The sequence below is a fragment of the Mesorhizobium sp. genome (genome assembly GCF_017306585.1).
In the GTDB taxonomy this organism is placed as follows: Bacteria; Pseudomonadota; Alphaproteobacteria; order Rhizobiales; family Rhizobiaceae; genus Mesorhizobium.
This window is the reverse complement of sequence record NZ_JAFKIC010000202.1, coordinates 1-26216: the sequence shown is the minus strand read 5'-3', so window position 1 is coordinate 26216 and position 26216 is coordinate 1. Positions and strand designations below refer to the sequence as shown.

The window sequence follows — 26216 nt, the reverse complement described above, 5'->3', positions numbered from 1 at the left end:
TAACATAAGTTAAATTCGAGAAAATTGAATTTAGTTGGGAAATTATCTTCAATTATTACACTTTTGTGACGATGTTCCATTTGTGCCATTTGTTAGGAAATCTAGTGTTATTTGTGCAACACGCATTTAATCTGTGTTCTGAATCGGGCATATTTGTGGAATTGTCATTGAAGGGCGGAGATCGATGGGTATGTTCGCCGCGAAAAGGGGACGCGGTGCGAGCCTTTTTCGTTGTGGGGGTGAGGCGGGAACCCATATCCGCCGACCACAAATCAGAAGCCATTTTATTAACTTGACTGGAGAGGTCAGAAAATGAACATCAAGAGCCTCCTTCTCGGCTCAGCCGCGGCATTGATCGCGGTGTCCGGCGCTCGCGCCGCGGACGCTGTCGTCGTCGCCGAGCCGGAACCGGCCGAATACGTCAAGATTTGCGACGTCTACGGCGCCGGCTATTTCTACATCCCGGGCACCGAGACCTGCCTGCGCATCGGCGGCTATCTCCGCTATGACATCGGCGTCGGCGATTCCGGCACGCTGGACGGCGTCAACAACGTTCCCGATCACATAAACGGCAATAGCGATAGGCACGACACCTACTACAAGAACATGCGTTTCGCGCTGCGGACCTATACCGGCCAGGAAACCGAACTCGGCACGTTGAAGACCTACACCGAAACCCGCTTCCAGTACGGCAACAAGTCGGGCGACTACACCAATCAAAGCTCGACCAATTCCGGTGCCAACGACTGGCAGACGGTCAACAAGGCCGCCAGCTTGAACTTCGCCTGGATCCAGCTCGGTGGTCTGCGCGTCGGTAAGGACGAAACGGTGTACGACCAGTTCGTCGGCTATGCCGGCAACGTTCTCCAGGACACCATCATCCCGTACGGCGTCAAGGACACCAACCTGATCAGCTACTACTTCGACGCCGGCAACGGCTTCTCGGGCGTGGTCTCGCTCGAACAAGGCACTGGCACCTACACGATCGACAGCTATGTTCCGCATGTCGTCGGCGGTCTGAAGTACAAGGGCGACTGGGGTGCGATCACCGGCGTCGTCGCTTACGACAGCAACTACGAGGAAGTCGCCGGCAAGGTTCGCCTGGACGTCAACGTCACCAAGGAGCTGTCGCTGTTCATCATGGGCGGCTATGGCACCGACAACAATCTGACCGACCCGACCATCGCCTTTAACGCAAAGGGCCGCAGCCAGTACAAGCCGTGGGGCGGGAACTGGGCTGTCTGGGGCGGCGGCACCTACAAGTTCAACGCCAAGACCTCGTTCAACGTCCAGGCTTCGGCTGATGACGACAAGAACATCGCTCTTGCGGCGAACGTCGCCTACACCATCGTCCCGGGCTACACGATCACGACCGAAGTCGACTGGGATCACTACGGCAATTACGGCAACCCCTCCCTCTACGGCAACTTCACCAAGGCCGACAAGAAGGATGGCATTGGCGGCATGGTTCGCTTCCAGCGCAATTTCTAATCGATCGACTGACCTCCAACCCGCCCGCAGCATCGCTGCGGGCGGGTTTTTTGCGTGGTGTCGCCAGTATCGGTTGTCACCAGTATCGGCCCTGGCGCCAGGCCACACCTTGATTTCGCCGCCCGATCGGTGAAAAGCTCAGGCATGGAATGGCGCGACGAGGGAATCATTCTCGGCACCCGCAAGCATGGCGAAACCAGCGCCATCCTCGAGGTGATGACGCGTACGCATGGCCGCCATCTCGGCCTCGTCCGCGGCGGCCGTTCGCGCAAGCAGCAGCCCGTTCTCCAGCCCGGCAACCGCGTCGAGCTGTCGTGGCGGGCGCGTCTGGATGAACATCTCGGCACCTTCCAGGCCGAGGCGGTCGAGATGAATGCCGCCCGGCTAATGGAGAGCGCCGTTGCCGTCTACGGGCTTCAGACGATGGCGGCGCATCTGCGGCTGCTGCCCGAGCGCGACGCCCATGGCGGCCTCTACGAGGCGCTTTCAGTGATGATCGCGCATCTCGACGACGCCGATGCCGCCGGTGAATTGGTGGCGCGTTTCGAACTTCTGATCCTTGACGAGCTCGGCTTCGGTCTCGATCTCAGCCAATGCGCGGCTACCGGCGCAAGGCAGGACCTCGCCTATGTCTCGCCGAAGTCGGGGCGTGCGGTTTCCCGCGAAGCCGGTGCGCCATGGCATGACAAGATGCTGGCGCTGCCGGCCTTCCTCCAGCGCGGCTCCGGCCTGCGCGCGGATCCCGCGGCGGTCGAGGATGCCTTCCGCCTGACCGGTTTTTTCTTCACGCGTCACGTCTATGAGCCGCGCGGCATCGAACAGCCTGACGCTCGCGCCGGGTTCCTCGCGGCGCTGCGCCGGCATCGCACGGCGCGCCAGGCGATCGCGGGGGAGAACGCCGCATGAGCGAAGTCGAACTCTATCCGGGCCGGGTCTCGCCACTCGGCCTAGGCACCATTCCGCACGCCGACATCCTGGAACACACCGGCCTCGAACTTCTGCAGCGCATCATCGATGGTAAGTATCCGGCGCCGCCGATTTCATTTCAGCTGAATTTCGCCCTCGCCGAAGTGTCGGAGGGACGCGCCGTCTTTCGCGGCATGCCGGGCGAGCGTCACCTCAATCCACTGGGCAGCGTGCATGGCGGCTGGGCGGCGACGCTTCTCGATTCAGCACTCGGTTGCGCCGTGCAGACGCTGCTCAAGAAGGGGGAGGCCTATACGACAGCGGAGTTCAAGGTCAACCTGACGCGGCCGATCACACCTCGGACCGGCGAGGTCGTCTGCGAGGGCAAGGTTATCCATAAGGGTCGCACGCTGGCTGTATCGGAGGCTACGCTCAAGGACGCCGGTGGCAAACTGCTGGCGTTCGGCACCGAGACATGCTCGATCTTTCCGGCCGCCAATCTCGCGGCACGTTGAGTCTCGGCGGCCCGTCAGCCTGTTTGGAGATTCCTTCGGTCGTTTGCCGGCCACATTTGATTGTCAGTGAAAACTGGCCTGGTTTGGGGGAACCGCCATGTTTGAAAGCTTGATCGGCCTCGTCGCCATCATCGCCTTGTTCGTCATCATTTCGCGTCAGCAGAGCCGCATCGGGCTGATCGAGCGCGAACTGGGCGCGCTTCGCAGTCTCGTGCTCTCAGGCGCCGTACCGCCGGTGGCCAAGGCCACCGAACAGGTGGCGGCCGAGGACAAAGCGGCGGAAGCGGCCCCGATGGTTGCGGGCTCGGCCGATATTGCCCCTCCAGCGGCTGCCGAGGTGCTTCCCATAAAGGCGGTCGCGGAAGCGGAAGCCCCCACTGATGAAGTCGCCCCTGGTCCATGGACCAAGGCCGAGGCAGCGCCCAGGGCAGAGGCACCCGAGAAGCTGGCCGCGAAGGCAGCCGGCAAGCCGGACATCGAGACAGCGCTCGGCACACGCTGGGCGGTCTGGGTCGGCGGCATCGCACTGGCCCTGGGCGGCCTGTTCCTCGTTCGATATACGATCGAGGCCGGCATCTTCGGACCGGAAGTGCGGCTCGCCATGGCCGGGTTGCTCGGCATCGCGCTGGTCGCGGCCGGCGAGTTCATCCGCCGCACCGGGTTCAAGGTGCCCGTGCAAGGGGTGGCCGGCGCCTATATCCCGGCGATCCTGACCGCGGCCGGCGCCTTCATACTCTTCGGAACGGTCTATGCCGCGCACGGCATTTACGGCTTCATTGGGCCGACGGTTGCCTTCACGCTGCTCGGCGCCATTGGCATCGCGACGATCGCCGCCGCCCTTGTCCACGGCCAGGCGCTTGCCGGCATCGGCCTCGTCGGCGCCATGGCAACGCCGGCGCTGGTCGCCTCGACCGCACCGAATGTCTGGGCGCTGTTCGGCTATCTCGCCATCGTGCTCGCCGCCACCGGCGTCATCGCCCGCATGCGCGACTGGAAGGCGCTGATGGCGGCGGCCTTCTTCGGCACCGGTGTGTGGACCATCCTCTATATGTCGGACGCGCTTGCCGCCAAGCTGGCCGTCATCCTGTTCATCGACGCCGTGACGCTGGCCGTGCTGGCCTTTGTCTGGCTGGCCAGCCGTGGCGGGGCGGAGCCCGCGAAAAGCGGCTTCGACTGGCCGTCGATCGTGCCGGCCGTTTTCGTCGCGTTTTCAGCACTTGGCCTGTCCGTCGACTCGACCTTTGTCGCGGCCGGCGATGCCTTGCCGGGCGCCCTGGTCATCGTCGCGCTTGTCGCCACCGCGCTCTATCGGCCGCGCGCGCTGCCGCTGCTGCACGCCGCCGGGTTGGTCACCGTGATGATCCATCTCGGCATCATTCCGCCCACCACCATCGGCTCCGATTTCACCCGGGGCAATCTGGGTTTTGATGGCTTGCCGGTGGCGGCGGGGAATGCCTTCACGCTGCGGATCGGCATCGGCCTGGGGTTGGTTTTCATCGGCGCCGGCCTGTGGGCCGCGCGCCGTTTCGCTGCCTCGGCGCAGATTCGGGCTGCCTGCTGGGCCGCATGGGGCGTCATCGCCCCGCTGGTCATCTTGCTGGCGCTATGGCTCACCTACGGCAATCTCGACCGCGACTTTGCCTATGCCTCGGCCGCGGCCCTGATGGTGGTGGTCTTTGCCGCCGGCGGCGAGTGGATAGCGCGAGCCGAAGAACCGCTGCACAAGGGCGGCCTGGCGGTATCGTTTGCCCTGGCGGGCGCCGCTGTCGCCGGTCTCCTGATGCTGCATATGGCCTTCGATTCCGGCTGGACCACCATTACGCTCGGTGCCGCGGCGATCGTGCCGGCGCTGGCGACGCGCTGGCGCTCCTATCCGGCCCTCGGCTGGATTTCGGTCGGCGCCGTCATCGCCGTTCTTGGCCGCGTTGCCTTTGACCCGACGATCGTCGGCGCCGAGTTCCTATCGACGACGCCCGTGTTCAACTGGCTGCTGCTCGGCTACGGCATCCCGGCGCTCGCCTTCGGCCTGGCCGCATGGCAACTGGCGCGCACCACCGATGGCCGGCCGCGCCTCGCCATGGAAGCGGCGACGGCGCTCTTTGCGCTGCTCACCATTGCCATGCTGGTGCGTCACGCCATGCATGGCGGCGTCATCAACAGCGATGCGCCGACGCTCGCCGAGCAGGCGATCTACACGCTGATCGCCATTGGCGCCGGCGCCATCCTGGTTGCGATCGACCGGCGCTCGCCAAGCTCGGTGCTGCGCTACGGCTCTATGGCCGCCGGTGTGGTGTCCGTCGCTTTCGTCGCCATCCAGCATTTCCTGGTGCTGAACCCTCTGTTCACCGACGAATCGACCGGTCGCATTCCGGTCTTCAACCTGCTCTTCCTGGCTTATCTGCTGCCGGCAATCGCCGCTGGCGGGCTCGCGCTCTATGCGAGAGGCAAGCGGCCGCAATGGTATTCGGCGATGCTGGCGCTGGTCGCCGCATTGCTCGCCTTCGCCTACGCCACGCTGTCGGTCAGGCGTCTGTTCAAGGGCGAGTTCATAGGCCTGTGGAGCGGCCTCGGCCAGTTGGAGACCTACACCTATTCGGCGCTCTGGCTGGTCATCGGCGTGGCGCTGCTCACGGCCGGCGTCTGGCTGAAGTCACAGGTGCTGCGCATCGCCTCGGCGGTGCTGATCGCGGTTGCCGTGCTGAAGGTCTTCCTCTTCGACATGTCGGAGCTGGAAGGGGTGCTGCGGGCGCTGTCCTTCATCGGCCTCGGTGCAGTGCTGATCGGCATCGGCCTGTTCTACCAGCGGCTGCTGACACGGGCTGCGAGGGAGAAATCCGAAGTGACCTGATTCGTGATTTCCGCCTCAATCTTGGCCTGTTGTGAAACTCGTCCAGGCGCGAACGACCGTTCTCATGGATTTCGGATCCCGCTGCTGGTCCGGATAGAGGCGCTTTAATACATCTTCGGGGATGTAGACATTCGGATTATCCGTGATCTTCCTGTCGACCAGGGGGCGCGCAGTCAGCACCGCATTGGGATAGAGCAGGTTATTGGTGAAGGTCGCTGCCGCATTCGCTGAAATCAGGAAGTTGATGAAGGCGAGGGCGTTCTCGGGATGTGGCGCATCAGCAGGGATGGCCATCACGTCAAAGAAAATGTCGCTTCCCTCCTTTGGGATCGAGAACCCAAGCTGCGCACCGGTCCCGTTCTGTTGAGCTGCATTCTGTGCCGCGACCGCGGTTCCGGTCCAGGTCACGGCAAGGCACAGATCGCCTGAAGCCATCTCGTTCTGAAGCGACTCGGTCTTGAAATGACGGATGTATGGGCGGATGGCCTTCAACAGGGCGTCGGCCTTACGGATTTCGTCTTCGCTCTTGGTATAGGGGTTGAAGCCAAGATAGTGCAGCGCGATCCCCATGATCTGATCGGGCGCGTCGATGATGCCGATGCCGCAGTCACTCAGCTTCGATGCGAACTCCGGTTTGAAAAGCAGATCCCAACTGTCGGTCGGGGCCTGCTCAAGCCGCTGCTCGATCTTGCTCTTGTTGTAAAGCAATCCGGTCGCGCCATAGGCATAGGGAACGGCATACTCATTAGCTGGGTCTTGAGTAGCCAGGAATTTCATCAACACCGGATCGAGAGAACCTGCATTGGGCAACTTGTTCTTGTCGAGTTTCTGCAGGGCGCCGATCTGAGCGAACTGGCTTATCATCGAAGCGCCTGGCATCACGATATCGTAGCCGCTTCCACCAGTCAGAATCTTGGTTGTCAGCATCTCAACTGAATTGAAGCTGTCGTAAACGACCTTAATCCCAGTGTCCTTGGCGAACTGGTCGATGTTCTGCTGCGGCAGATAATCATACCAGAAGTCGATATTCACGACGGGATCTTCAGCCCGGGCAGGGCAGGACACCGCTGCACTGAACGCAGCGAGCATCAATAGTACGAGACGCTTCATATAAGGCCGCTCCCTATTTTTTGTTTGCAGATGCCACGCGCGCTTGCATCGGACAAACAGCAAATTCGCACCTTAAGTTGACAAAAATTCAACCGACTGGTCATGCTGGCTGATGACGCTTCCTTCTCTCAACGCAGCTCGCGTATTTGAGGCCGCTGCCCGGCTGGGGAGCTTGAAAGATGCGGCCATCGAAATGAAGCTTACACGCTCGGCCGTAAGCCATCACATCCGATCGCTCGAGGATGCGCTTGGCGCGAAGCTCTTCAATCGCGGTTTTCGCCAGGTGACGCTGACCACGCGCGGCGCCTACTACGCCCGCCGTCTGACTGAAGCCTTCCGGATGATCGAAGATGCCACCGAGGAAGCCAGTGTCCATAGCTTGGCCCGGCCCCGAAAGAGCAGGCACATTACGCTTTCATGCGAACCGACCTTCATGAACCTCTGGCTCGCCGACCGCTTGCCAAAGTTTCGCAAGCTTAACGCCGACTTCGAGTTTGAGGTGTCGATCCATTCGGCCAACGAGGATCCAAAAGCAGACCTATGCATAGTCTTTGCATTCGAGGATGCCACCGATCCTTTGACGAAGCCTCTGCTGTCGCTGAGTATCACCCCTGTTTGCTCGCCGTCATTGCATCGTGGCGAAATCCCGCTTCGCGTACCCGCCGACCTGGCGAGACACCGCCTGCTCCACGAGAACACTACGATCTGGTGGGAGCAATGGCTCGCTCAGGAAGGCATTTGTGACCTCGATCTCAAGGGCGGAACGCTTTTCCATGATCCTACGCTCGTAATTCGCGAAGCGGTGAATGGCGGAGGCGTGGCTCTCGCCGACACGATCATGTCCGAGGATTTGCTCAATCAGGGACTGCTGGTCGCGCCCTTTCCCATCCGCCACGGGATGGCCGCCGGTTATTACCTCAGGCAGAGGCAGGGAAGTGCGAACAAGCCCGGCGTACGCCAGCTCCGAGAATGGCTGTTTGCCGAAATAGAAAGGCATAAGCAGCACATGCAACTGCCATAATCGTCCCTCCGCCCAGCCTGAAGCGATGAGACTCTTTGGATCTGCGGTGGAGATTTCTTTGACGCCTCGGCTGCGAGGTTGGTCTTTATTGCACGTTTGCGCTGGCGGACGCAGGAAGGTCGGGAATAAACCGGCCGCTGCCGGCGTTATCTCATTGCTTGGGTGACCGGGGCGGCGGACCGCTTCGCGCTGGCCGCTTGCGCCGCGCCGGGAAGGCGCGTTCAATCGGGATTAACAAGGGCGACCTCGAAACCAGCGGTCATGGACGAAAAGAAGGCAGCAATCCTTGGCGAAATACCGCGTCTGCGCCGCTACGCGCGCTCGCTGCTGCGCGACCGCGATGCCGCCGACGACCTCGTCCAGGATTGTCTCGAGCGCGCCCTGCTGCGGCTCGACAACTGGCAGACGGGAGAAAGCCCCAGGAGGTGGCTGTTTACGATCATGCATCATTTGTTCATCGACCAGATGCGCAAGGTGAATCGCCGCGGTGAAGCGGCGATGCTGCCGCTGGAGGCTGGCGAGACGGTCGCGCAGCCGGCCGAGCAGCTTGACGGCATCGCCTCGCGCGAGATCATCGACGCTTTGCAGGCGATCAGCCCCGATCGCCGCGCCGCACTGGTCATGGTCGCCATCGAGGGCTTTTCCTATGCCGAGGCCGCCAACATCCTCGGCGTGCCCGCGGGCACGCTGATGTCGCGCATCGCGCGCGGTCGTGAAGAGCTGCGCGGATTGCTGGATGACACGGCGCGCCGCCGCGCGATAAGGATCGTCGAGAAATGATCCGCCGCGACTTTTCCGAACGTGACATACACATGGCGCTCGACGGCGAACTGCCGGCCGAGGAGCGGGCCGCCTACGATGCCTGGCTCGACGCCAATCCCGATATGAAGGCGAGAAGCATCCGCTTCACCGCCGACCGGGAGGCGTTGCGCGCGGCCTTTGCCGGTGTGCTGGACGAGGCGGTTCCGGCGCGTTTGCGCAAGGTGGTGCTCGGCGAAGCGCCGGTGAAAGTCGCGGCGCCACGCTCGCGCTGGTGGCTTGCCGCCGCCGCTGCCGTCCTCCTGGCCACGGGCGGATTGGGTGGCTATTTTGCCGGCATCGACGGCATCGGCCAGGAGGATCCGGCGGAAGACCGGCTGGCCGAGCAGGCGATCGCCGCCCATGTCATCTACGCCGCCGAAAAACGCCACGCGGTGGAAGTGCCGGCCAGCGACAAGGACCATTTGCAGACCTGGCTCTCCAATCGCGTCGGCCTGAAGCTGGTGGCGCCGGATCTGAGCGCGAACGGTTTTCAACTGATTGGCGGCCGGTTGCTGCCGGCGGGAGACAGCAAGGCCGCGATGCTGCTCTACGAAGACGACAAGGGCGAACGCATATCGCTGTTCGTGACGGCGGAATCGACCGAGAATGCCAAGGGCACCTACGCTTCGGCGCAGGACGGCCCGCAGGCTGTCTACTGGCTGGACAAGGGCTATGGCTGCGCCGTGGTCGGCTCCCTGCCGCGCGAACAACTGGCGGTCGTCGCCAAGAGCGCCTATGGCCAGCTTCTGGCGGGGCTCGAGAGCTGAGCCGGTTCCAGTTTTCGTGGCTGGCCGGCTTCGAAACGGGGTTTCTGTTCAAAGCATGCCGGCTTTCCTGCCGCCACGGAAACTGTCACAATTCGGCCCTAATCAAGGAGCGATAGCGCTTGATGAATGCTGGCGCTTCGGCCGGTGTTTGCGACGCTTTTGACCGGGCCGTTTCCGCAACCCAATCGAGGTTTTCTCAAGTCGCATGCCTGCCGAGATCCGCACGGCCCGCGCGTCTGACGTCGATGATCTCGCCGCCATCGAGAAAGCCGTTTTTTCGAGCGACCGCATTTCCCGCCGCTCCTTCCGCCTGTTCATAGAGCGCGAGACCGCCGAAGCGCTGGTCGCCGAAATCGACGGCCGGGTCGCCGGCTACGCGATCGTGCTGTTTCGCAAGGGCAGCGGGGTGGCGCGGCTCTATTCCATAGCCGTCGGCCCGTTCTTCGGCGCGCTCGGCATCGGCCGTCAGCTGCTGTCGGCGGCGGAGGAGGCTGCCTTCGAGCATGGCCGCATGATGCTGCGCCTGGAAGTGCGCGAGGACAATGGCCGTGCCATCCGCATCTACGAACAGGCCGGCTACCGCAAGATCGGCCGGGAGCCGGGCTACTATTCGGACGGCGAGACGGCGCTTCGCTATGAAAAGACCTTGCGTGGCGACCTGCCGGTCGCCACCCGGGTTCCGTTCTATCAGCAGACCTGCGAGTTCACCTGCGGCCCGTGCTGCCTGATGATGGCCATGGCCAATTTCGACCACGCCTTCGTGCCGGATCCGGTGATGGAGATCCGCCTCTGGCGTGAGGCAACCACCGTCTTCATGATGTCCGGTCCGGGTGGCTGCGAACCCTTTGGCCTGGCGGTCGCCGGTCATGAGAGCGGGCTTGCCGCCGAGATTTTCGTGTCCTTCTACGGCGCGCTCTTCCTGCAGTCCGTGCGCAGCGAGGAGAAGCGCCGGGTGATGGAACTGGCGCAGGTCGATTTTCGCCGCCGCGCGGAAGCCTACGGCATACCGGTGAATTACCGCCCCTTCACCATCGATGATATCCGCGCGGCCATATCGGAAGGCAAGCTGGTGCTGGTGCTGATCAGCGGCTTCCTGATGTTCGGCAAGAAGGTGCCGCACTGGGTGCTGGCCATTGGCGATGACGGCGACCATATTCTCATCCACGACCCTTGGGTCGAGGATGAAAGGCAGGAAACCATCCTTGATGCCGCCAACATTCCCGTGCCTTACGGCATCTTCATGAACATGGCGCAGTTCGGCCGCGACGGACTGCGTGCCGCCATCACTTTGGGAAAGAGATAATGACCTGGGTCATTCTTACCGGCCGGCAAAGCGATCTCGACCAGGTGGCGACACCGCACAAGATCATCACCAATCGCGACTATCTCGCGCACCCCTCGCTGTTTCGCGGCCAGCGGCCGAAGGTGATCAACCTGTCGAACAATTACGGCTACCAGAGCCGCGGCTACTATGCCTCGCTGCTGGCCAGTTCGCGCGGTCACAAGGTCATCCCGACCGTCGAGACGATGATCGACCTTTCGGAGCGCAAGCTCTACGAGCACGCGCTGCCGGAACTGGAGCTGGCGCTCAACAAATGCCGCAAGGATCTCGGCGGTACCTTCCCGGCCAAAGTCTGCATCTTCTTCGGCATCGGCCCGTCCAAGGTCTGGGACCGTTTCGCCAAGCTGCTGTTCGACTGGTTCAGGGCGCCGGCGCTCGAAGTCCACATCAAGGACAGCGCCGAATGGGCCTCGATCCGAAAGATCGGATTCCATCCCCTGGCGCGGATGACCGAAGAGGAAGAAAAGAACTTCATCCAGTGCCTGGAGACCTACACCAACCGCGAGTGGCGCGACACCAAGGGCCGCACGCCGGCGCGCTACACCTTCGCCACGCTGGTCGACCCGCATGAGGAATTGCCGCCCTCGCAAATCTCGTCGCTGCGCTACTGGGCCAAGATCGCCGAAAAGATGGGGGTCGAAATCGAGCCCATAACCAAGAAGGACCTCGCCAAGCTCGCCAATTACGACGCGCTCTTCATCCGCGAGACCACGTCGATCTCCAACCATACCTATCGGTTTGCGCGCCGTGCCCAGCAGGAGGGCATGCCTGTCATCGATGACCCGCTGTCGATGATCCGCTGCACCAACAAGGTCTATCTCAACGAGCTGATGGCCTACAACAAGGTGCCTGTGCCGCCGACCGTGATGATCGCCGGCACGTCGGACCTTGAGCTCGCGGCGCAGACACTGGGCTTTCCGCTGGTGCTGAAGATCCCGGATTCTTCGTTTTCGCGCGGTGTCAAGAAATGCGAGACCTTCGAGGAACTGAAGCGGCTCGCGACCGAATGGCTGGAGGATTCCGATCTCCTGATCGCGCAGAAATTCATCCCGACCGAATATGACTGGCGCGTCGGCGTGCTCGGTGGTCAGCCGCTGTTTGCCGTCCACTACCTGATGGCCAAGAAGCACTGGCAGATCGTCAACCACAAGGCTAATGGCAAGCCCGATCAGGGCGGCATCAAGACCTTCACGCTGAAGGAGACGCCGGCCCATGTCGTCGAGACCGCGGTCAAGGCTGCGCGCTGCATCGGCGACGGCCTCTATGGCGTCGACCTCAAGGAGACCAAGGACGGCGTCTTCGTCATCGAGGTCAACGACAATCCGAACCTCGACCATGGCTGGGAGGATTCCGGCGAGAAGGACGAACTCTGGGTCCGCCTGACGCAATGGTTCCTGGAGCGACTGGACCGGCCGGGACGGTAATCAATCGAGGGGACAAGATGCTGTTCGTTGTGATCGAGGATTTCACCGGCTGCGACCGCAAGGATATCTACCGCCGCTTCCGCGACCGTGGTCGGCTGAAACCGGATGAACTCGTCGTGCACCATAGCTGGATCGCCGCCGACATGAGCCGTTGCTTCCTGCTGGTCGAGGCCGACGATGTCACTCTGCTGCAGCGCTGGGTCATCGAATGGGCCGACCTTGTCGAGTTCGAGATCATTCCCGTGGCAACCAACAAGGACATGGTGGCCGCGCTCAGCGGACACCTCTGACCCTCCGTCGTCGGATCAGCGCAACGCGGGCGAGCCCACCGTGCGCCGGCATTCCTTGATCAGCCAGTCCCGGAAGGCCGCCACGACATCGCGCCTTGCGCTCCGTTCTGGAATGGTCAGGCAATAGGGTTGGCGCAAAGCTATGGCTCTCGCGGTGGGCCGCACCAGCCGGCCGTTCTCCACCGCCTCGGCGCAATAGACCCCTTGCGCCAGCGCGACCCCAAGCCCTGAAATGGCGAGATCGAGGGCCGCGCGCGAGGAGTTGGCCGATAGGCCTCGCTGAATTGCCCGGCCAGCTTGGACACCGGTTGCCTCGAACCAGTTGCGCCAGGACGGAAACGATGCACCGGTCGGCCCCCAATCGGTATGGATCAGCGGTAGCCCGGCGAGTGGGCCGCCATCTGCCTCGGCCGCGCTTGCAAGCCCCGGCGCGCAGACGGGGTAGACGGCATCCCGGGCGATCTCTTCGGTCGGGTGCTCGCGATAGTGCGGGCCGTAGGAGAGCCTGATGTCGATCAGCTCATGGTCGAATGGCACGGGATCGTCATCGCCCCGCAAGGAGATGTCGACGGCGCCATGGCTTTCCACGAAGCCGGCGAGGCGCTGAGAAAGCCAACCCATCGCCATCGACGGCGGGACGGAGACCACGAGCCTTGGCCGAAACGCATCGCCGGTCATTTCACGCGAGACGGTGCCGATTTCCTGGAAAGCCATACTCAATCGAGGCAGCATCTCCACGCCGGCCTCCGTCAGCACGGCGCGGCGGTTGACCCGATGGAACAGCTTGCGACCGATCTGATCCTCGACCGTGCGGATGAGCTGGCTTATGGCCGCCGCCGAAACCGAGAGTTCATCGGCCGCGGCTGCGAAGCTGCCGGTGCGCGCCGCCGCCTCGAAGGCCTGAAGGCCGCGCAACGATGGAAGGGCAACCATGGCAGCATCCGGAAAGAAAAGCTCAGCTTATCTATCTTGCAGAAATCATCGTTTTTAGAAAGGTTTCTTGTTGAGCTATCCTGGTCGCATGAACACAATCGACCGGAACAAGCCCGTGGATCACCGCGAAATCATCGCCTCCCTGACCAACGAAGAGCGCGGTCGGCTGACGGGAAAATCGAATACTCCGGGGCTCATACAGTTCGCTCTTCATTTCGGCGCGATCGTGCTTCTGGGAGTGTTGATAGCGGTCAGAGTGCCGTTCTGGCCGCTGCTGATGCTGCCGCAAGGCATATTGATCGTCTTCCTGTTCACGCTCCTGCATGAGACGGTTCATCGCACGGCTTTCGAAACGCAGTGGCTGAACGATGCGGTAGCGAGGCTGTGCAGCCTGGCGATCGCGCTGCCGGCCGACTGGTTCCGCTATTTCCACTTCGCCCATCACCGCTTCACCCAGGATCCGGACAACGACCCTGAACTGGCTTTCCCCAAACCGGAAACCTTGCGGCAGTACATTGTGCACGTCTCGGGCCTGCCGGTATGGTGGGGCCACTTCAAGACGCTCTACAGCAATGCGACGGGCGGCTGCCATGACAGCTACGTGCCGCCGAAGGGCTTGCCCAAGGTCCGCACCGAGGCGCGCGCCATGATCGCCTTCTATGTCGTGGTGCTGGCATTGGCCCTCTGGTTCAAGGCATCGGTGTTGCTCTATGTCTGGATCATACCCGCATTGCTCGGCCAGCCTTTCCTGAGGCTCTATCTGCTGGCCGAGCACGGCCGCTGTCCGTTCGTCGCCAACATGCTGGAAAACACCAGGACTACGCTGACCAACTGGGCGGTGCGCAAGCTTGCCTGGAATATGCCCTTTCACGCCGAGCATCACGCCTATCCGGGCGTGCCCTTCCATCAACTGCCGCAGTTCCACGCGCTGATCGAGCGCCATTTGAAGGTCGTGGAGCCGGGCTATGTCAGCTTCCACGGCAAATATATCGAGACTTTGCGTTGAACGGCTGGCCTCAGCCGGCCCGGCTGTGTTGCGCACGCGATGTCAGCAGGCGCTGGATGTCCGCCGCCTTTGAAGGTGCGCCGATCAGATAGCCCTGCGCCTCGATGCAGCCAAGGTCGCGCAGCGTGTCGAGTTGCGCCTCGGTTTCGACGCCCTCGGCGGTGACGACGATGCCAAGCTCGGTACCGAGCTCGATGATGGTGCGCACGATCGCCGCAGTATCGCGGTTACGCATGTCGCGGGTGAACGAACGGTCGATCTTGATCTTGTCGACCGGAAAACGCCGGAGATAGCCGAGCGAGGAATAGCCGGTGCCGAAATCGTCCAGTGCAATGCGGATGCCGAGTTCGCGCAGCTGGCGCAGCGCCTTCAACACCGCCTGGCTTTCATCCATCAGCACGGTCTCGGTAATTTCCAGCTCGAGTCGTCCGGCCGGAATGCCGGAGAAGGCCAGCGCCGAGATGACGCCTCGGGCAAAGCCGTCGCTTCCGAGTTGCACCGCCGAGGCGTTGACCGCGACACGCAGGCCGGAAGGCCAGGCCGCCGCCGCCGCGCATGCCTTTCTCAGGGCCCATTCGCCGAGCGGCACGATCAGCCCTGTTTCTTCCGCGGCGGGAATGAAATCTTCCGGCGCGACGGTGCCCCGCATCGGGGAGTGCCAGCGCATCAAGGCTTCCGCGCCAATGATCTCGCCGGAAGCGATGTTCATGATCGGCTGGAATTCCAGCTCGAACTCCTGGCGCGGCAGTGCCGTCTCGAGGTCAACTTCAAGCGCCCGGCGGGCCTGCACGATGGCATCCATTCCAGGCTCGAAGAAGCGATAGAGGTTTCGCCCTTCGCGCTTGGCCCGATAAAGTGCCGTGTCGGCATTCTTCAGCAGCGTATCGGCGTCCTTGCCGTCGTGGGGGAAGATGGTGATACCCAGGCTGATGCCGACATGCATCTCGCGGCGCTTGTCGCGAAACGGTTTTGCGATGGACTCGACGATGCGCTTCGCCAGTTTCTCGGCATTGGCGACGCCCTTGAAATTGAACTGCATGATCACGAACTCGTCGCCGCCGAAGCGGGCGACGACGTCCGTTTCGTTGCGCAGGCAGCGCTGCAGCCTATCGGCCACGCTTTTCAGCAGCCAGTCGCCGGCGGGATGTCCCCAGGTGTCATTGACCGCCTTGAAGCGGTCGAGATCGAGTGAGAAGACCGTAAACGGAGTTGCCGCCTCGTCCTCCAGCGCGAGGTCGAGCCGTTCGCGAAACATGGAGCGGTTGGGCAGTCCAGTCAGCGTGTCGTGATGCGCAAGGTGGATCATGCGCTCTTCGGTCCGCCGGCGTTCGGTGACATCCTCGAAGGTCGCGACCCAGCCGCCGCCCGAGAGCGGCCGGCGCGCGACGAAGAGCGTGCGGCCATCGACGAGCTCGCGGTAGCTCGAACGCGGCTGGCCGGCTTGCAGACAGGCCTTCGTCCTCGCCACTTCGGCATCGATTTCGATGGGCTCGAAAATGCGGAGGCGAACGAGTTTCTCGAGCATCTGGCGATGCGTCATGCCAAGCTTGAAATCTGCGGCCCTGGCATTGCACAGATCCAGGAAGCGCTGGTTGCGCACGATCAGGCGGCCTTCGGCACTGTACATCAAAAGGCCTTGCGACATGTTGGCGAGCGCGGCATCGAAGAGACGATGCTGCTCCTTCAACTCCTCTTCGGCGCGGCGATGCTCGGTCACATCCTCGTAGATCGACACCCAGCCGCCGACGGCCAGCGGGCGGTGCGAGATGATGATGATGCGGCCGTCCGACAGGACTTCCTCATAGGTCGAGGCTTTTGCGCCGTCGATGTAGGGCTTGCGGATGGCATAGAGCTCGTCGGCGCTCTGCGAGGCTATGCCGATATCGACGCTGTGCCGCAGGATGTCGAGAAAGCGTATGCCAGGCTTCATCACCCTGGCGTCGAGCCGGAAGATGTCGACATAGTTGCGGTTGCAGATGATCATGCGCTCGTCGGCGTCGAACATGCACAGGCCATGCGACATGTTCTCGACGGCAGCAGAAAAGCGTTCGTTCTGCGCGCGCAGTTCGCGCTCCATGTGGCGCGATCGCTCCACGCCTTCGGCCACCCGTTTCGGGATCAGCGAACCATGCTTGACATCCACGACGGGCATGAGGCGCGCCTGCGGTGCGTGATCGAACGCCGCACTGTTGCCGCTTCGGGTTAATTTAGCGTTTGCTACCCTATCACGGGCGCCTGAGCGGGATGCCGTGACGTTTCGATCGTCGAAAACCGCTTCAGGAACGCATTCTGAGCCCAGGTTACCGAGCGTGGCGTGAAGTCGAAGCGCTCGGCGGAAAAACCGCGCGGACGGCCAAAGAACTCCGTTGCCTCCGCGGTCGAAAAGCCGGCAAGCAGCGTCGCCTCGAAATAGGCGGCGATCTGGTCGGCGCGCTTGATCTCCTTGCGCAATGTCGCGGCCGGTTCTGGGGGAAGCGAGAAGCGCAAGTGGATCGCACGTTGCAGACGCAATTCGCAGTCCTTGTAGCTGCCGCCCATTACCGATTTGAACGGCGAGATCATGTCGCCGATGACATATTCGGGCGCGTCGTGCAGCAGCGCCGCCAGCCGGTCGTCGGCCGAAGCTGCGGGAACTAGCTCGTTGAACAGTGCTTCGACCAGCAGCGAATGCTGGGCGACCGAGAAGGCATGGTCGCCGCTGGTCTGTCCGTTCCAGCGAGCGACGCGGGCAAGCCCATGGGCAATGTCTGAAATCTCGATATCGAGCGGCGAGGGGTCAAGCAGGTCCAGCCGACGGCCCGACAGCATGCGCTGCCATGCGCGCGGCGGCGCGCCGGCGCGATCCGCCGCCATCAGGCGTCCTCCGCGCTGACGGCATCCTGCGGAAAGCTGAATTTGGCCCAGGCGGGGATGGTGAGCGTCACCGGTACATCGCCGGCCAGGATTTGCTGGCCGGCGTCCAGTGCCGCCTTGACCCTGTCGATGCGGGCAATCGCAAGCCCTGCTGTGCCCGAGCTGGAGCCGAGCGTGCCGACCGTCCGTCCCCCGACGGTGAGATCGGTGCCCATGGCGGGCAGGGGCAGCGCTGCCTGGACAATCAGAACGCGTCGCCTCGCCGTTCCGCGATGCTGCATGCGCGAGACGACTTCCTGGCCGATGTAGCAACCTTTCTTGAAGCCGACGCCGCCCATCTCGTCGAGCAGCACGTCATGCGGAAAGGCGTCGCTCAAAGCGTAGTCCGAACTGCTTTCTGCGATGCCCCGGGCGATGCGAAAGGCCTGCCACGCGGCGGCGTCGCCACCTTCCGTGGCGCCAGCATAGGAACGCGTAACGCCTCCATCGCCAAAGCGGGCGTCGGCGACGGATTCTGAATCACTTTCTGAAGCGATTGACTCCTTTTCCCACGCGACTTCGACAAACCTTTGTTCCGGCTTGGTAATCTCCACCTTGGCCCGCAGTTTGTAGAGCGTCAGCCGACGAATGAAATCATCCGCGATGTCGGCACGGCATTCGAGCCGGAAAGCGCTCTCGCCGGCCCGCGAGATCAGGAAATCGAACAGGATCTTGCCTTGCGGCGTCAAAAGCGCGCCCGGTTTTGCCTCGCCGATGCCAAGCGTATCGAGATCGGTGGTCAGGATGTTCTGCAGAAAGTGCTCGGCATCGGGGCCGGAAACGGAGATGAGCGCGCGGTCTTTCAGCAGGGCAAAGGGCATGGAGCGGATAAAGCCTGATCTTGCAAAACGGTCGGCCATTACGTAAGCCGCTGACACTCCCCCCGCAAGAGATCGATCGACATGGCCAACACCTACGACCTCATCCTGACAGGCGGCACGGTGGTCAACCATGACGGTGAGGGACAACGCGATATCGGCATCAGGGATGGGCGCATCGCTACCATCGGCGATCTGCGTCAGGCCTCCGCGGGCGAAACGATCGATTGCGCCGGCCTGCACATCCTGCCGGGGGTCGTCGACAGCCAGGTCCATTTCCGCGAGCCGGGACTGGAGCACAAGGAAGATTTGGAGACGGGATCACGCGCGGCCGTGCTCGGCGGTGTGACCGCGGTGTTCGAGATGCCCAACACCAACCCGTTGACCACCAGCGAGGCGACGCTTGCCGACAAGGTTCGGCGCGGCTCTGCCCGCATGCATTGCGATTTCGCGTTCTGGGTCGGTGGCACCCGCGAAAATGCCGGGGATGTCGGCGAGCTTGAGCGGCTTCCTGGCGCGGCGGGCATAAAGGTATTCATGGGTTCGTCCACCGGGGATCTTCTGGTCGAGGATGACGAAGGTGTCGCCTCGATCCTGCGCAACACGCGCCGTCGTGCTGCCTTTCATTCGGAGGACGAGTTCAGGTTGCGCGAACGCCTGGGTGAGCGCGTCGAGGGCGACCCGTCATCGCACCCGGTCTGGCGCGACGAGATCGCCGCCCTGCGCTGCACCGAGCGGCTGGTGCGGATCGCGCGCGGTGCTCGCGCCCGCATCCATGTCCTGCACATCTCAACCGCCGAGGAAATCCTGTTCCTCGAGCAGCACAAGGATGTCGCCACCTGCGAGGCGACCCCGCACCACCTGACGCTGACGGCCGACGACTATGCCCGGCTCGGCACGCTGATCCAGATGAACCCGCCGGTGCGGGCAGCGCGTCATCGCGATGGTGTTTGGCACGGCATCTCGCAAGGCATAGTCGATGTGCTCGGCTCCGATCACGCGCCGCACACGCTGGCCGAGAAGGCAAAGCCGTACCCGTCCTCGCCCTCGGGCATGACCGGCGTGCAGACACTGGTGCCGATCATGCTCGACCATGTGAACGCTGGCCGCTTGACCCTGCAGCGCTTCGTCGATCTGTCCAGCCATGGCCCGCAGCGCATCTTCGGCATGGCCAGGAAGGGCCGTATCGCCGCCGGCTACGACGCCGACTTCACCATAGTCGACATGAAGCGGCGCGAGACCATCACCAACGCGCAAGCAGGCTCGAAAGCCGGCTGGACGCCTTATGACGGCAAGGAAGTGACCGGCTGGCCGGTCGGCACCATCGTGCGCGGTACGCGCGTCATGTGGGAAGGCGAAATCGTCACGCCAGGACAGGGCAGGGCGGTGGAGTTTTCGGAGGCGTTGCCGGCGTAGGCCAGTCCTCACAATACTTCACGCCTTTGATTCCCAAGGTGTTTTGCACTATCTTCAGAGCGCTATGAGTGCTCACCCAGCTTCAATGATTGTTCCGGCCGAGTTCCCGCAACTGCAGGCGCTGTTGTGGAATCGTGATGCCGTGCGCCCGATTTCGGCGGAAGAGGCGTTTGCCTTGTACGAGCGCAATTGGCGTTTTGTCGATCAGGCGCGGCTTACGGAGCGCGAAAAGCTGCTCATACGAAACCTGGCCGATGAATTCGGCCACGGCGTTCTTCTGACCGCCGGCTGAAACTGCCCTTTGTCTGTTTTCATCTCGCGTCTGCGACAGTCAACTCCACATCGCGCGAGCGAAAATCATGAAGCAATTTAGAAGGCCGGAACATCGCATCATCGCCGAAGCTCTTGCATTGATGGATCGGGATTTTTTGATTGCGTCACAATGCTGGTTCGGTGGCGGCACGGCGATCGTGATGAAACTGGGTGAATACAGGCGGTCTTTAGACGTCGATTTTTTATGCGCTGACGCCAAGGGCTACCGTGAACTGAGAACATTGGCTGTCGAGCGCGGCGTCAGGGCATTTTTTCCCGAGCCTGTCGAAGCCGTCCGGGATTTCCAGATTGATCAGTACGGCCTGAGGACGGTGGTCCGGTTAAAGGGGCAGCCGATCAAATTTGAAGTGGTGCGTGAAGCACGTATCCCACTGCAGGGGCATGTGGATGCCTATCTGAATGTGCCCGCTCTCATTGGCGCTGACATGTTCGCCGAGAAACTGCTGGCCAATGCGGATAGATGTCAGGATCGCGCCGTGGCTTATCGCGACGCTTTCGACCTTGGGATGCTTGTCGGTGCCTTTCGCCAAATTCCGGACGCTGCTGTCGACAAGGCACAAGCGGCATACGGAACCGATATTCAGCGCAAGATCGCGTGGGTGGTGAACAAACTCGGCGATGTCGACGAACTGCATCACGCCGCCGGAACACTACAGATGGATGCCGGGATCGCTGTTAATGCGATTGCAGCACTTCGAGGCGAAGCGGCTCGCATCTGGCCGCATTCCGGCATCGTGTAGGCGTCGCCCGCCCCATCCCGGGCGTTCTTAGTCGCCGGCCACGAAGAACGTCCATTGCCCGGCCGGTGTGATGCCGACGCGGTAGAAGATGTAGGCGCCGAACTGCTTCATGTCGTCGAAGTCGCCGGCGGTGACGATCTTGAACAGTTCGACCCGTTGCCTGGCGTCGAGCTTGTCCAGCGGCAGCGCGAAGAAATAGGGCCAGACATAGAGTTCCTGCGGCGTGCCGGCATCGACATGGACATAACCGGCGCTGAGCACTTCCTCCAATATGGCCAGGATTTCCTGACCGTCCGGATCGCCGGAGAGCCCTTTCAGAAAGGTGATCGGGTCGCCGTCTATGTCGGCCAGCGATATCTGTGTCATGCTGTCGCCCTTGCCGATCAACGGCCTGAGCTTCTCGATGTCGCCGCCCCTGCAGGCTTCGATGATCAGGTCATGCATGCGCCGCACCGGCTCGGGCAGCTTGCCGAGGTCGTAGACGACCTCAGGCAGGGGGGCCTCCGGGTCGATGCGTGGCCTGTTGCCGGCGCCATCGGATGGGCTGTCGGGCTCAGCCGCGTCCGGAACGGCCGGCTGGCTCGTCGAAGGTGCCGTGCCCACGGGATCAGGCATCGGGATCGTGGTGCCGGGCGGCGAGATGTCATCGTCCGCTGTGGGCGTTACGGGGGAGGGCAACTCCTCACGCTGGATCTCGCTCAAGGCATAGGCAGGGCTGCTGGCCAGACACGCTCCAAAGGCAATCGCGGCACAGCAAGCAGCGAGACGGATGTAGAGGACAAAGCCCTTCGGCTTGCCTGACATCGAAAAATTCACTGCCCGTATCTCCCTGCTCCCGGGCATGATGCCCGAACGGCGCTCTATCGTCAAAGAACCGGATGCCGGTTCAGTGCCGCAGCCGCTCGGGTTCGAAGGCGCCAGCGATCACCTTCTCGCGCATGCGGTCGAGCAGGGCAAGGGCCGATGTCTCGCCATTGGCGCGCAGCATTTCACCGAATGCGGTCTCCAGCGCCGCCTCGGCGATGATTTCGGGCTCGATGCCCGCCGACAGACCCTCGGCCCAGGCTTCGCTGTGGCTCTCAACCGCCGTCAGGCGCTTTTCTTCCCTGACCAGCGCGTCGATGTCGTTGGCAGCATGTTCCATAAGCGATGTCCACCCTTTCAAGCGGCGACCCATCAATGTGGATCAGGCTTGATCTGTACCGTTCACACGCGGCTTCAAGTAAGTATCTGTAAATACGACATTTTTTTGATCGTTCTTTACAGGGGGCAACTGTGTCTTGCGAAGCTGCGTTTCAACCCGGATCAAACTTAGCCGATTAGACCGGCCTGCGGGGTGAAAACCTTCAGTTTGAGTTAATTCCGCATTCGCACGGTAACGTTTGATTAATATTGTTGCAAAAGCGCAACATCAGCATTGCACCAGGATCTGGGCGACGCAAGCGGGATATGCCCGTCGCCGATGGCGCCGGCTGGAATATCTGTTGATGGGAGGCTCCGGGCACGTATCCGGCGTGCTCTTGGGAAGCCCAGGCTTTCCTAAGCTTGCGTCAGTTGCCGTAGCGCGAGGCGATGTCCCGTGAAAGCGTCTCGCCTTCCTTCATGTAGCGGCTGATGGCTTCGGTGGCGGACGCGGTGCATTGCGTGTAGGTGCCACCGAAGGATCGGTAGCCGCGGTTGAAGCTGGCGATGAAGCGTGCGCGCCGCTCCGGATCGGGATTTTCCGAATCGAGCAGCTTTTCCATCTGGCCGCGCCACTGGTCGCCCTTCTCGCCGCACAGATTGCGCAGGAAATGCAGCGACCCCAGAACCTCGGCCAGACGCATCAGTCCCGGCTCGAACGGCGCCTCGGCGCTGAAGGCAGGCCGCGTCGCCGCCATGCTGACGGCAAGGCACAAGGCAATGAAAATGGGCGAGCGGCTCATAAGCCTATGTGGCCAAACAATTTGTCGCCTGCAAGGCGATTCGGCTCGCCAATCGGGGAATTCGAGGCTTCAGGATTGATGGCCCGTGGGTCCGAGCAGGTCCTCGGCGACCGCGAACACCGAGCCGGCGAGCGGCATTCGGGTCATCTCTTCAAGCGTATAGAAGGCGGCCGTCTCGGCATCGTCGCTGGCCACGGCCTCGCCACCGGCATAGGCTGCGCCGAAGACGGTGAGCAGATAGTCGACCGGATGGTTATCGTCCCTGCCGTCGATATGGATTTCTCGCAGCGGGCGAAAGCCGGTGGCTTGCAAGCCGGTCTCTTCCAGGAGTTCGCGCGCGGCAGCCTCCTCCAGCGTCTCTCCTGCTTCAACCTTGCCGCCCGGAAAGGCATAAAGCCCCTGAGAAGGCTGCCGCGCCCGCTTGACCAAGAGCACCGTGCCGTTGCGCACGACAGCGACCGAGACTGCCGGAAGTGTCTCGCGCGCCGCGTTCGTGGTCGCCGATCGTTTCATGTCAGAAGGCAGCTCCGCTGTGGACTGCCCAGCATGGGCAAGCTTTGTCGGTTGCGCAACGCCGATCCGATCGCCACTTTCAGGTCCGACCATTCGAGAGGCACGATTTATCATGTGCGGACGCTTTGCCTTGACCGCCACGCCGGACCAGACCGCCGCCTTTCTGGGGGTGACCGAACTGGAGGAGTTCCCGGCACGCTATAATATCGCGCCGACGCAACCGGTCCTGGCGGCGACCGCCGGCCCGCCAAGGGAGCCGGGGTCAAATCTTCCGGACCGTCAGGCGATGCTGGTGCGTTGGGGCCTGATTCCGGCCTGGGTCAAGGATACCAGGGAATTTCCGCTGCTTATAAACGCCCGCTCCGAAAGCGTCCTGGAGAAGGCGTCGTTCAAGACCGCCATGCGCCATCGCCGCGCTCTGATACCGGCCTCCGGCTTCTACGAGTGGCAGCAGTCGGGCGGCAAGAAGGGTCAGCCTTACTGGATCCGCCCGCGGCGTGGCGGCATGGTCGCCTTCGCCTGCCTGATCGAGACGTATTCCGAGCCGGGCGGTTCCGAGATGGATACGGGCGCGATCATCACCACGCAGGCCAACAGCGGCATAGCCCATATTCATGACCGCATGCCGGTGGTAATCGGCGAGCGCGACTTTACCCGCTGGCTGGATTGCCGCACGCAGGAACCGCGTGACGTCCTCGATCTGCTGAAGCCGGTCGAGCCTGATTTCTTCGAAGCGATTCCGGTTTCCGACCTCGTCAACAAGGTCGCCAACACCGGGCCTGAGATTCAGGAACGGGGCATCGTCGCACCGCAACCAGAAAAGACCGGGCGACAGAAGCCAGGCGCGAACGAAGACCAGATGAGCTTGTTTTAGCGAAGGCTGCGAGGTTCGAGGCGGCTTTCTGTTCCGGGGCGCTTGTTGGCGCGCCCCTCGTCACCGGGGTTCCATCTTAGGAACCGTGCCGGACATGCCCTCTCAGGCAGCGCGGGGCGAGACGATCTTGGGAGCGGGCTTCTTCTTCTTGGCGGTGTGAAGAAGGGCGGCGACGATGGCGGCCGGGCCGATCGCGCGATAGTGGTTGGCCAGCGCCGGTTGCTTGGCGCGATTGGCTTCTTGCTTGCTTCGAGGCATGTTCTCTTCCCAGGTAACGTTTTCGTGTTCAATTTTTGCCGGTTGAATCCGACCAAATCGTGACGGGTTTTGGTCTAGCCGGCGAATGTTTCATGACTGTGCCGACATGTTTAATAAAATGTTTCGTTGCCTGATTCCGAATGCGCGGGCGACGCGTTTGCCAGTCTTGCCGACGTTTTTCGCGACATCAGCGGCTTGACGGCAACACTGGCCAAGGCGATAAAGCCGCCCATGAAAACGTCTTTCGCCATTTGTGGCATTTGCATTATTGGCTAGCCTCGCGCTGGTCCGGACGTTTTCGCCTCATCTTTCCCCAGATTGGACAAACGCCCCGGCCAGCAGGCTGGAGTTCGGTTTGCGCCGCGGTGCGGAGCTGGCTTCATCCAAACAAGTTCTGAACCGGGAAGGCATGGAATGTCCGACGCATCGAAAGGCCTGCGCCTCTACAACACGCTGACACGGACGAAGGCCGACTTCGTGCCGATCGACCCGCTCAACGTGCGCATGTATGTCTGCGGCCCGACCGTCTACGATTTCGCCCATATCGGCAATGCTAGGCCGGTCATCGTCTTCGACGTGCTGTTTCGTCTGCTGCGTCATCTCTATGGCCAGGCGCATGTCACCTATGTGCGCAACATCACCGACGTCGACGACAAGATCAACGCGCGGGCGCTGCGTGATTTCGGCGGCGAGATTTCAGCCGGAAAACTGTCGCTCAACGAAGCGATCCGGCGCGTGACCGAAAAGACCGCCGACCAGTTCCACAGCGATGTCGCCACGCTTGGTTGCCTGGAGCCAACGGTCGAGCCGCGCGCCACCGAATTCGTCGAGCCCCGCGCCGACGGCAAGGCGGACATGATCACGTTGGTTCAAAACCTGATCGGGCGCGGCCATGCCTATGTCGCCGCGGGCGAAGTTCTGTTCGACACCGCATCGATGCCGGACTACGGGCAATTGTCCAAGCGCAATCTTGACGAGCAGCAGGCCGGCGCCCGCATCGCCGTCGACGCGCACAAGAAAAACCCCGGCGATTTCGTGCTGTGGAAACTGTCGTCGCTGGAAGAGCCGGGCTGGCAGAGCCCATGGGGCAGGGGCAGGCCGGGCTGGCACATCGAGTGTTCGGCCATGTCGGCGGCCTATCTCGGCGAAGTCTTCGACATCCATGGCGGCGGCCTCGACCTGATTTTCCCGCATCATGAAAACGAGATCGCCCAGTCGCGCTGCGCCCACGGCACTGATGTCATGGCCAATGTCTGGATGCACAATGGCTTCCTGCAGGTCGAGGGCCAGAAGATGTCGAAGAGCCTCGGCAATTTCTATTCGATCCACGAACTGCTGGAGACCGAAACGTTCGGTGGCCGCAAATGGCCGGGCGAGGTGCTGCGGCTGGCCATGCTGATGACGCATTACCGCGAACCGATCGACTTTTCCGTACGCAAGCTGGAAGAGGCGGAAAACACGCTGCGCAAGTGGAAACGCGCGGCCGACCTGGCGCCGGCGGCGGGACCGTTGCTAGCGAAGGTGGTCGAAGCGATTTCGGACGACCTTGCCACCTATGCGGCGTTCCAGGTGATGACACAGCTTGCCGGCGAGGCGGCCGATTTCAGCGGCGACGGCGCGAATGCCGCCGCCTCGGCCCTGAAGTCCTCGCTCGCCTTCCTCGGCTTCGACGTCGGCGCCGCCAAGGTAGACGAGGCCGCCGTGGCCAAGGCCATCAGCAATCGCTTGGCGATGATCGCGGCGAAGGACTGGGCAGAGGCCGACCGCGTCCGCGACGAGTTGCTGGCGCAGGGCGTGCAGTTGAAGGACGGCAAGGACCCGGCCACGGGAGAGCGCGTGACGACCTGGGAGGTCAAGCGGTGAGGGCCGATGCGCGTGACATAGGATTGGGGAGGTTGGCGCGAGGCGCCCCCCTCTGTCCTGCCGGACATCTCCCCCTCAAGGGGGGAGATCGGCTGTCATTTCGGCTTACCCCAATCGCCGATGTTGATGA

27 protein-coding genes are annotated in these 26216 nt (G+C 62.4%); 16 read left to right on the top strand and 11 right to left on the bottom strand.

Annotated elements, in window-relative coordinates; all coding sequences use genetic code 11:
* Positions 1 to 312: 312 nt before the first annotated feature.
* The 4 genes from J0I79_RS24915 to J0I79_RS24900 all read left to right on the top strand — a co-directional run bounded on the left by J0I79_RS24915 (position 313) and on the right by J0I79_RS24900 (position 5760).
* Positions 313 to 1491, top strand: a complete 1179-nt coding sequence (locus J0I79_RS24915) for a porin (protein ID WP_292865495.1) — start codon at positions 313 to 315, stop codon at positions 1489 to 1491.
* Positions 1492 to 1635: 144 nt separating this feature from the next.
* Positions 1636 to 2397 (top strand): DNA repair protein RecO, encoded by a 762-nt coding sequence (gene recO, locus J0I79_RS24910; RefSeq protein ID WP_292865492.1) that lies wholly within the window; start codon positions 1636 to 1638, stop codon positions 2395 to 2397.
* Entirely contained in the window at positions 2394 to 2912 is a 519-nt protein-coding gene (locus J0I79_RS24905) for a PaaI family thioesterase (RefSeq protein WP_292865489.1), read from the top strand. Before recO ends, J0I79_RS24905 begins: the two co-directional genes overlap by 4 nt.
* Positions 2913 to 3009: 97 nt before the next feature.
* Entirely contained in the window at positions 3010 to 5760 is a 2751-nt protein-coding gene (locus J0I79_RS24900) for a DUF2339 domain-containing protein (protein WP_292865486.1), read from the top strand.
* Positions 5761 to 5775: 15 nt separating this feature from the next.
* Here the strand turns inward: J0I79_RS24900 and J0I79_RS24895 are convergent, their stop codons facing one another.
* Entirely contained in the window at positions 5776 to 6870 is a 1095-nt protein-coding gene (locus tag J0I79_RS24895) for an extracellular solute-binding protein (protein WP_292865483.1), read from the bottom strand.
* Positions 6871 to 6982: 112 nt separating this feature from the next.
* Between J0I79_RS24895 and J0I79_RS24890 the strand changes: the two genes are divergently transcribed.
* The 6 genes from J0I79_RS24890 (at position 6983) to J0I79_RS24865 (ending at position 12515) form a co-directional block, all read left to right on the top strand.
* Positions 6983 to 7891, top strand: a complete 909-nt coding sequence (locus J0I79_RS24890; RefSeq protein WP_292865480.1) for a LysR substrate-binding domain-containing protein — start codon at positions 6983 to 6985, stop codon at positions 7889 to 7891.
* 261 nt (positions 7892 to 8152) lie between these two features.
* Complete coding sequence (locus J0I79_RS24885; RefSeq protein WP_140612811.1) at positions 8153 to 8671, top strand: RNA polymerase sigma factor; 519 nt, start codon at positions 8153 to 8155, stop codon at positions 8669 to 8671.
* Positions 8668 to 9459 (top strand): anti-sigma factor, encoded by a 792-nt coding sequence (locus J0I79_RS24880; RefSeq protein WP_292865473.1) that lies wholly within the window; start codon positions 8668 to 8670, stop codon positions 9457 to 9459. Before J0I79_RS24885 ends, J0I79_RS24880 begins: the two co-directional genes overlap by 4 nt.
* Positions 9460 to 9664: 205 nt before the next feature.
* Positions 9665 to 10762 (top strand): peptidase C39 family protein, encoded by a 1098-nt coding sequence (locus J0I79_RS24875; RefSeq protein WP_292865470.1) that lies wholly within the window; start codon positions 9665 to 9667, stop codon positions 10760 to 10762.
* Entirely contained in the window at positions 10762 to 12225 is a 1464-nt protein-coding gene (locus tag J0I79_RS24870; RefSeq protein WP_292865467.1) for a RimK family protein, read from the top strand. The genes J0I79_RS24875 and J0I79_RS24870 overlap by 1 nt, the downstream gene beginning before the upstream one ends.
* Before the next feature lie 17 nt (positions 12226 to 12242).
* Positions 12243 to 12515, top strand: a complete 273-nt coding sequence (locus J0I79_RS24865) for a DUF3303 family protein (RefSeq protein ID WP_292865464.1) — start codon at positions 12243 to 12245, stop codon at positions 12513 to 12515.
* Positions 12516 to 12530: 15 nt separating this feature from the next.
* Here J0I79_RS24865 and J0I79_RS24860 read toward each other — a convergent pair whose 3' ends face one another.
* The gene (locus tag J0I79_RS24860) at positions 12531 to 13448 is read right to left on the bottom strand and encodes a LysR substrate-binding domain-containing protein (RefSeq protein WP_292865461.1); all 918 of its coding nucleotides are present in this window, start codon (positions 13446 to 13448) and stop codon (positions 12531 to 12533) included.
* 115 nt (positions 13449 to 13563) lie between these two features.
* Here J0I79_RS24860 and J0I79_RS24855 point away from each other — a divergent pair, with 115 nt between their 5' ends.
* Positions 13564 to 14454: a fatty acid desaturase family protein gene (locus J0I79_RS24855; RefSeq protein ID WP_292865458.1), complete on the top strand. Its 891-nt coding sequence runs from the start codon at positions 13564 to 13566 to the stop codon at positions 14452 to 14454.
* A 10-nt stretch (positions 14455 to 14464) separates the two neighbouring features.
* Here J0I79_RS24855 and J0I79_RS24850 read toward each other — a convergent pair whose 3' ends face one another.
* The 3 genes from J0I79_RS24850 to J0I79_RS24840 form a co-directional block, all read right to left on the bottom strand.
* Complete coding sequence (locus J0I79_RS24850; RefSeq protein WP_292865455.1) at positions 14465 to 16606, bottom strand: EAL domain-containing protein; 2142 nt, start codon at positions 16604 to 16606, stop codon at positions 14465 to 14467.
* Positions 16607 to 16671: 65 nt separating this feature from the next.
* Entirely contained in the window at positions 16672 to 17307 is a 636-nt protein-coding gene (locus tag J0I79_RS24845) for an HD family hydrolase (protein WP_292865452.1), read from the bottom strand.
* Positions 17307 to 18167 carry a folate-binding protein YgfZ gene (locus J0I79_RS24840; RefSeq protein WP_292865501.1) on the bottom strand — a complete coding sequence of 287 codons (861 nt, stop codon included), beginning with the start codon at positions 18165 to 18167 and terminating at the stop codon, positions 17307 to 17309. The genes J0I79_RS24845 and J0I79_RS24840 overlap by 1 nt, the downstream gene beginning before the upstream one ends.
* Positions 18168 to 18248: 81 nt before the next feature.
* Here J0I79_RS24840 and J0I79_RS24835 point away from each other — a divergent pair, with 81 nt between their 5' ends.
* The 3 genes from J0I79_RS24835 to J0I79_RS24825 all read left to right on the top strand — a co-directional run bounded on the left by J0I79_RS24835 (position 18249) and on the right by J0I79_RS24825 (position 20653).
* On the top strand, positions 18249 to 19580 hold the full coding sequence (locus J0I79_RS24835) for a dihydroorotase (RefSeq protein ID WP_292865449.1): 1332 nt from the start codon (positions 18249 to 18251) through the stop codon (positions 19578 to 19580).
* 64 nt (positions 19581 to 19644) lie between these two features.
* On the top strand, positions 19645 to 19872 hold the full coding sequence (locus J0I79_RS24830; protein WP_292865498.1) for a hypothetical protein: 228 nt from the start codon (positions 19645 to 19647) through the stop codon (positions 19870 to 19872).
* Positions 19873 to 19939: 67 nt separating this feature from the next.
* A complete protein-coding gene (locus tag J0I79_RS24825; protein ID WP_292865445.1) occupies positions 19940 to 20653 on the top strand; it encodes a nucleotidyl transferase AbiEii/AbiGii toxin family protein in 714 nt (237 codons plus the stop codon).
* Positions 20654 to 20680: 27 nt separating this feature from the next.
* Here J0I79_RS24825 and J0I79_RS24820 read toward each other — a convergent pair whose 3' ends face one another.
* The 4 genes from J0I79_RS24820 to J0I79_RS24805 form a co-directional block, all read right to left on the bottom strand.
* The gene (locus tag J0I79_RS24820) at positions 20681 to 21469 is read right to left on the bottom strand and encodes a hypothetical protein (protein WP_292865442.1); all 789 of its coding nucleotides are present in this window, start codon (positions 21467 to 21469) and stop codon (positions 20681 to 20683) included.
* Between the two features lie 70 nt (positions 21470 to 21539).
* Complete coding sequence (locus J0I79_RS24815; RefSeq protein WP_015318556.1) at positions 21540 to 21797, bottom strand: hypothetical protein; 258 nt, start codon at positions 21795 to 21797, stop codon at positions 21540 to 21542.
* Between the two features lie 406 nt (positions 21798 to 22203).
* Positions 22204 to 22578: a TIGR02301 family protein gene (locus tag J0I79_RS24810; RefSeq protein WP_292865439.1), complete on the bottom strand. Its 375-nt coding sequence runs from the start codon at positions 22576 to 22578 to the stop codon at positions 22204 to 22206.
* A gap of 69 nt (positions 22579 to 22647) precedes the next feature.
* Positions 22648 to 23091, bottom strand: coding sequence for an NUDIX hydrolase (locus J0I79_RS24805; RefSeq protein WP_292865436.1), 444 nt, complete (start codon positions 23089 to 23091; stop codon positions 22648 to 22650).
* Positions 23092 to 23203: 112 nt separating this feature from the next.
* Between J0I79_RS24805 and J0I79_RS24800 the strand changes: the two genes are divergently transcribed.
* Positions 23204 to 23965, top strand: a complete 762-nt coding sequence (locus J0I79_RS24800) for an SOS response-associated peptidase (RefSeq protein ID WP_292865433.1) — start codon at positions 23204 to 23206, stop codon at positions 23963 to 23965.
* 102 nt (positions 23966 to 24067) lie between these two features.
* Here the strand turns inward: J0I79_RS24800 and J0I79_RS24795 are convergent, their stop codons facing one another.
* Both J0I79_RS24795 and J0I79_RS24790 read right to left on the bottom strand, forming a co-directional pair.
* Positions 24068 to 24223: a hypothetical protein gene (locus J0I79_RS24795; protein ID WP_137932076.1), complete on the bottom strand. Its 156-nt coding sequence runs from the start codon at positions 24221 to 24223 to the stop codon at positions 24068 to 24070.
* A 110-nt stretch (positions 24224 to 24333) separates the two neighbouring features.
* Positions 24334 to 24474, bottom strand: a complete 141-nt coding sequence (locus J0I79_RS24790; RefSeq protein ID WP_292865430.1) for a hypothetical protein — start codon at positions 24472 to 24474, stop codon at positions 24334 to 24336.
* 163 nt (positions 24475 to 24637) lie between these two features.
* Here J0I79_RS24790 and cysS point away from each other — a divergent pair, with 163 nt between their 5' ends.
* Complete coding sequence (cysS, locus tag J0I79_RS24785; protein ID WP_292865427.1) at positions 24638 to 26086, top strand: cysteine--tRNA ligase; 1449 nt, start codon at positions 24638 to 24640, stop codon at positions 26084 to 26086.
* Positions 26087 to 26216 lie beyond the last annotated feature (130 nt).

Coding starts and splice junctions, on each gene's coding strand:
- J0I79_RS24790 (WP_292865430.1), bottom strand. CDS start 24,474: ATGGCGAAAGACGTTTTCATGGGCGGCTTTATCGCCTTGGCCAGTGTT.
- J0I79_RS24875 (WP_292865470.1), top strand. CDS start 9,665: ATGCCTGCCGAGATCCGCACGGCCCGCGCGTCTGACGTCGATGATCTC.
- J0I79_RS24890 (WP_292865480.1), top strand. CDS start 6,983: ATGACGCTTCCTTCTCTCAACGCAGCTCGCGTATTTGAGGCCGCTGCC.
- J0I79_RS24865 (WP_292865464.1), top strand. CDS start 12,243: ATGCTGTTCGTTGTGATCGAGGATTTCACCGGCTGCGACCGCAAGGAT.
- J0I79_RS24860 (WP_292865461.1), bottom strand. CDS start 13,448: ATGGTTGCCCTTCCATCGTTGCGCGGCCTTCAGGCCTTCGAGGCGGCG.
- J0I79_RS24805 (WP_292865436.1), bottom strand. CDS start 23,091: ATGAAACGATCGGCGACCACGAACGCGGCGCGCGAGACACTTCCGGCA.
- J0I79_RS24825 (WP_292865445.1), top strand. CDS start 19,940: ATGAAGCAATTTAGAAGGCCGGAACATCGCATCATCGCCGAAGCTCTT.
- J0I79_RS24880 (WP_292865473.1), top strand. CDS start 8,668: ATGATCCGCCGCGACTTTTCCGAACGTGACATACACATGGCGCTCGAC.
- recO (WP_292865492.1), top strand. CDS start 1,636: ATGGAATGGCGCGACGAGGGAATCATTCTCGGCACCCGCAAGCATGGC.
- J0I79_RS24840 (WP_292865501.1), bottom strand. CDS start 18,167: ATGCCCTTTGCCCTGCTGAAAGACCGCGCGCTCATCTCCGTTTCCGGC.
- J0I79_RS24810 (WP_292865439.1), bottom strand. CDS start 22,578: ATGAGCCGCTCGCCCATTTTCATTGCCTTGTGCCTTGCCGTCAGCATG.
- cysS (WP_292865427.1), top strand. CDS start 24,638: ATGTCCGACGCATCGAAAGGCCTGCGCCTCTACAACACGCTGACACGG.
- J0I79_RS24800 (WP_292865433.1), top strand. CDS start 23,204: ATGTGCGGACGCTTTGCCTTGACCGCCACGCCGGACCAGACCGCCGCC.
- J0I79_RS24815 (WP_015318556.1), bottom strand. CDS start 21,797: ATGGAACATGCTGCCAACGACATCGACGCGCTGGTCAGGGAAGAAAAG.
- J0I79_RS24915 (WP_292865495.1), top strand. CDS start 313: ATGAACATCAAGAGCCTCCTTCTCGGCTCAGCCGCGGCATTGATCGCG.
- J0I79_RS24835 (WP_292865449.1), top strand. CDS start 18,249: ATGGCCAACACCTACGACCTCATCCTGACAGGCGGCACGGTGGTCAAC.
- J0I79_RS24885 (WP_140612811.1), top strand. CDS start 8,153: ATGGACGAAAAGAAGGCAGCAATCCTTGGCGAAATACCGCGTCTGCGC.
- J0I79_RS24905 (WP_292865489.1), top strand. CDS start 2,394: ATGAGCGAAGTCGAACTCTATCCGGGCCGGGTCTCGCCACTCGGCCTA.
- J0I79_RS24830 (WP_292865498.1), top strand. CDS start 19,645: ATGAGTGCTCACCCAGCTTCAATGATTGTTCCGGCCGAGTTCCCGCAA.
- J0I79_RS24850 (WP_292865455.1), bottom strand. CDS start 16,606: ATGCCCGTCGTGGATGTCAAGCATGGTTCGCTGATCCCGAAACGGGTG.
- J0I79_RS24895 (WP_292865483.1), bottom strand. CDS start 6,870: ATGAAGCGTCTCGTACTATTGATGCTCGCTGCGTTCAGTGCAGCGGTG.
- J0I79_RS24900 (WP_292865486.1), top strand. CDS start 3,010: ATGTTTGAAAGCTTGATCGGCCTCGTCGCCATCATCGCCTTGTTCGTC.
- J0I79_RS24795 (WP_137932076.1), bottom strand. CDS start 24,223: ATGCCTCGAAGCAAGCAAGAAGCCAATCGCGCCAAGCAACCGGCGCTG.
- J0I79_RS24870 (WP_292865467.1), top strand. CDS start 10,762: ATGACCTGGGTCATTCTTACCGGCCGGCAAAGCGATCTCGACCAGGTG.
- J0I79_RS24845 (WP_292865452.1), bottom strand. CDS start 17,307: ATGGCGGCGGATCGCGCCGGCGCGCCGCCGCGCGCATGGCAGCGCATG.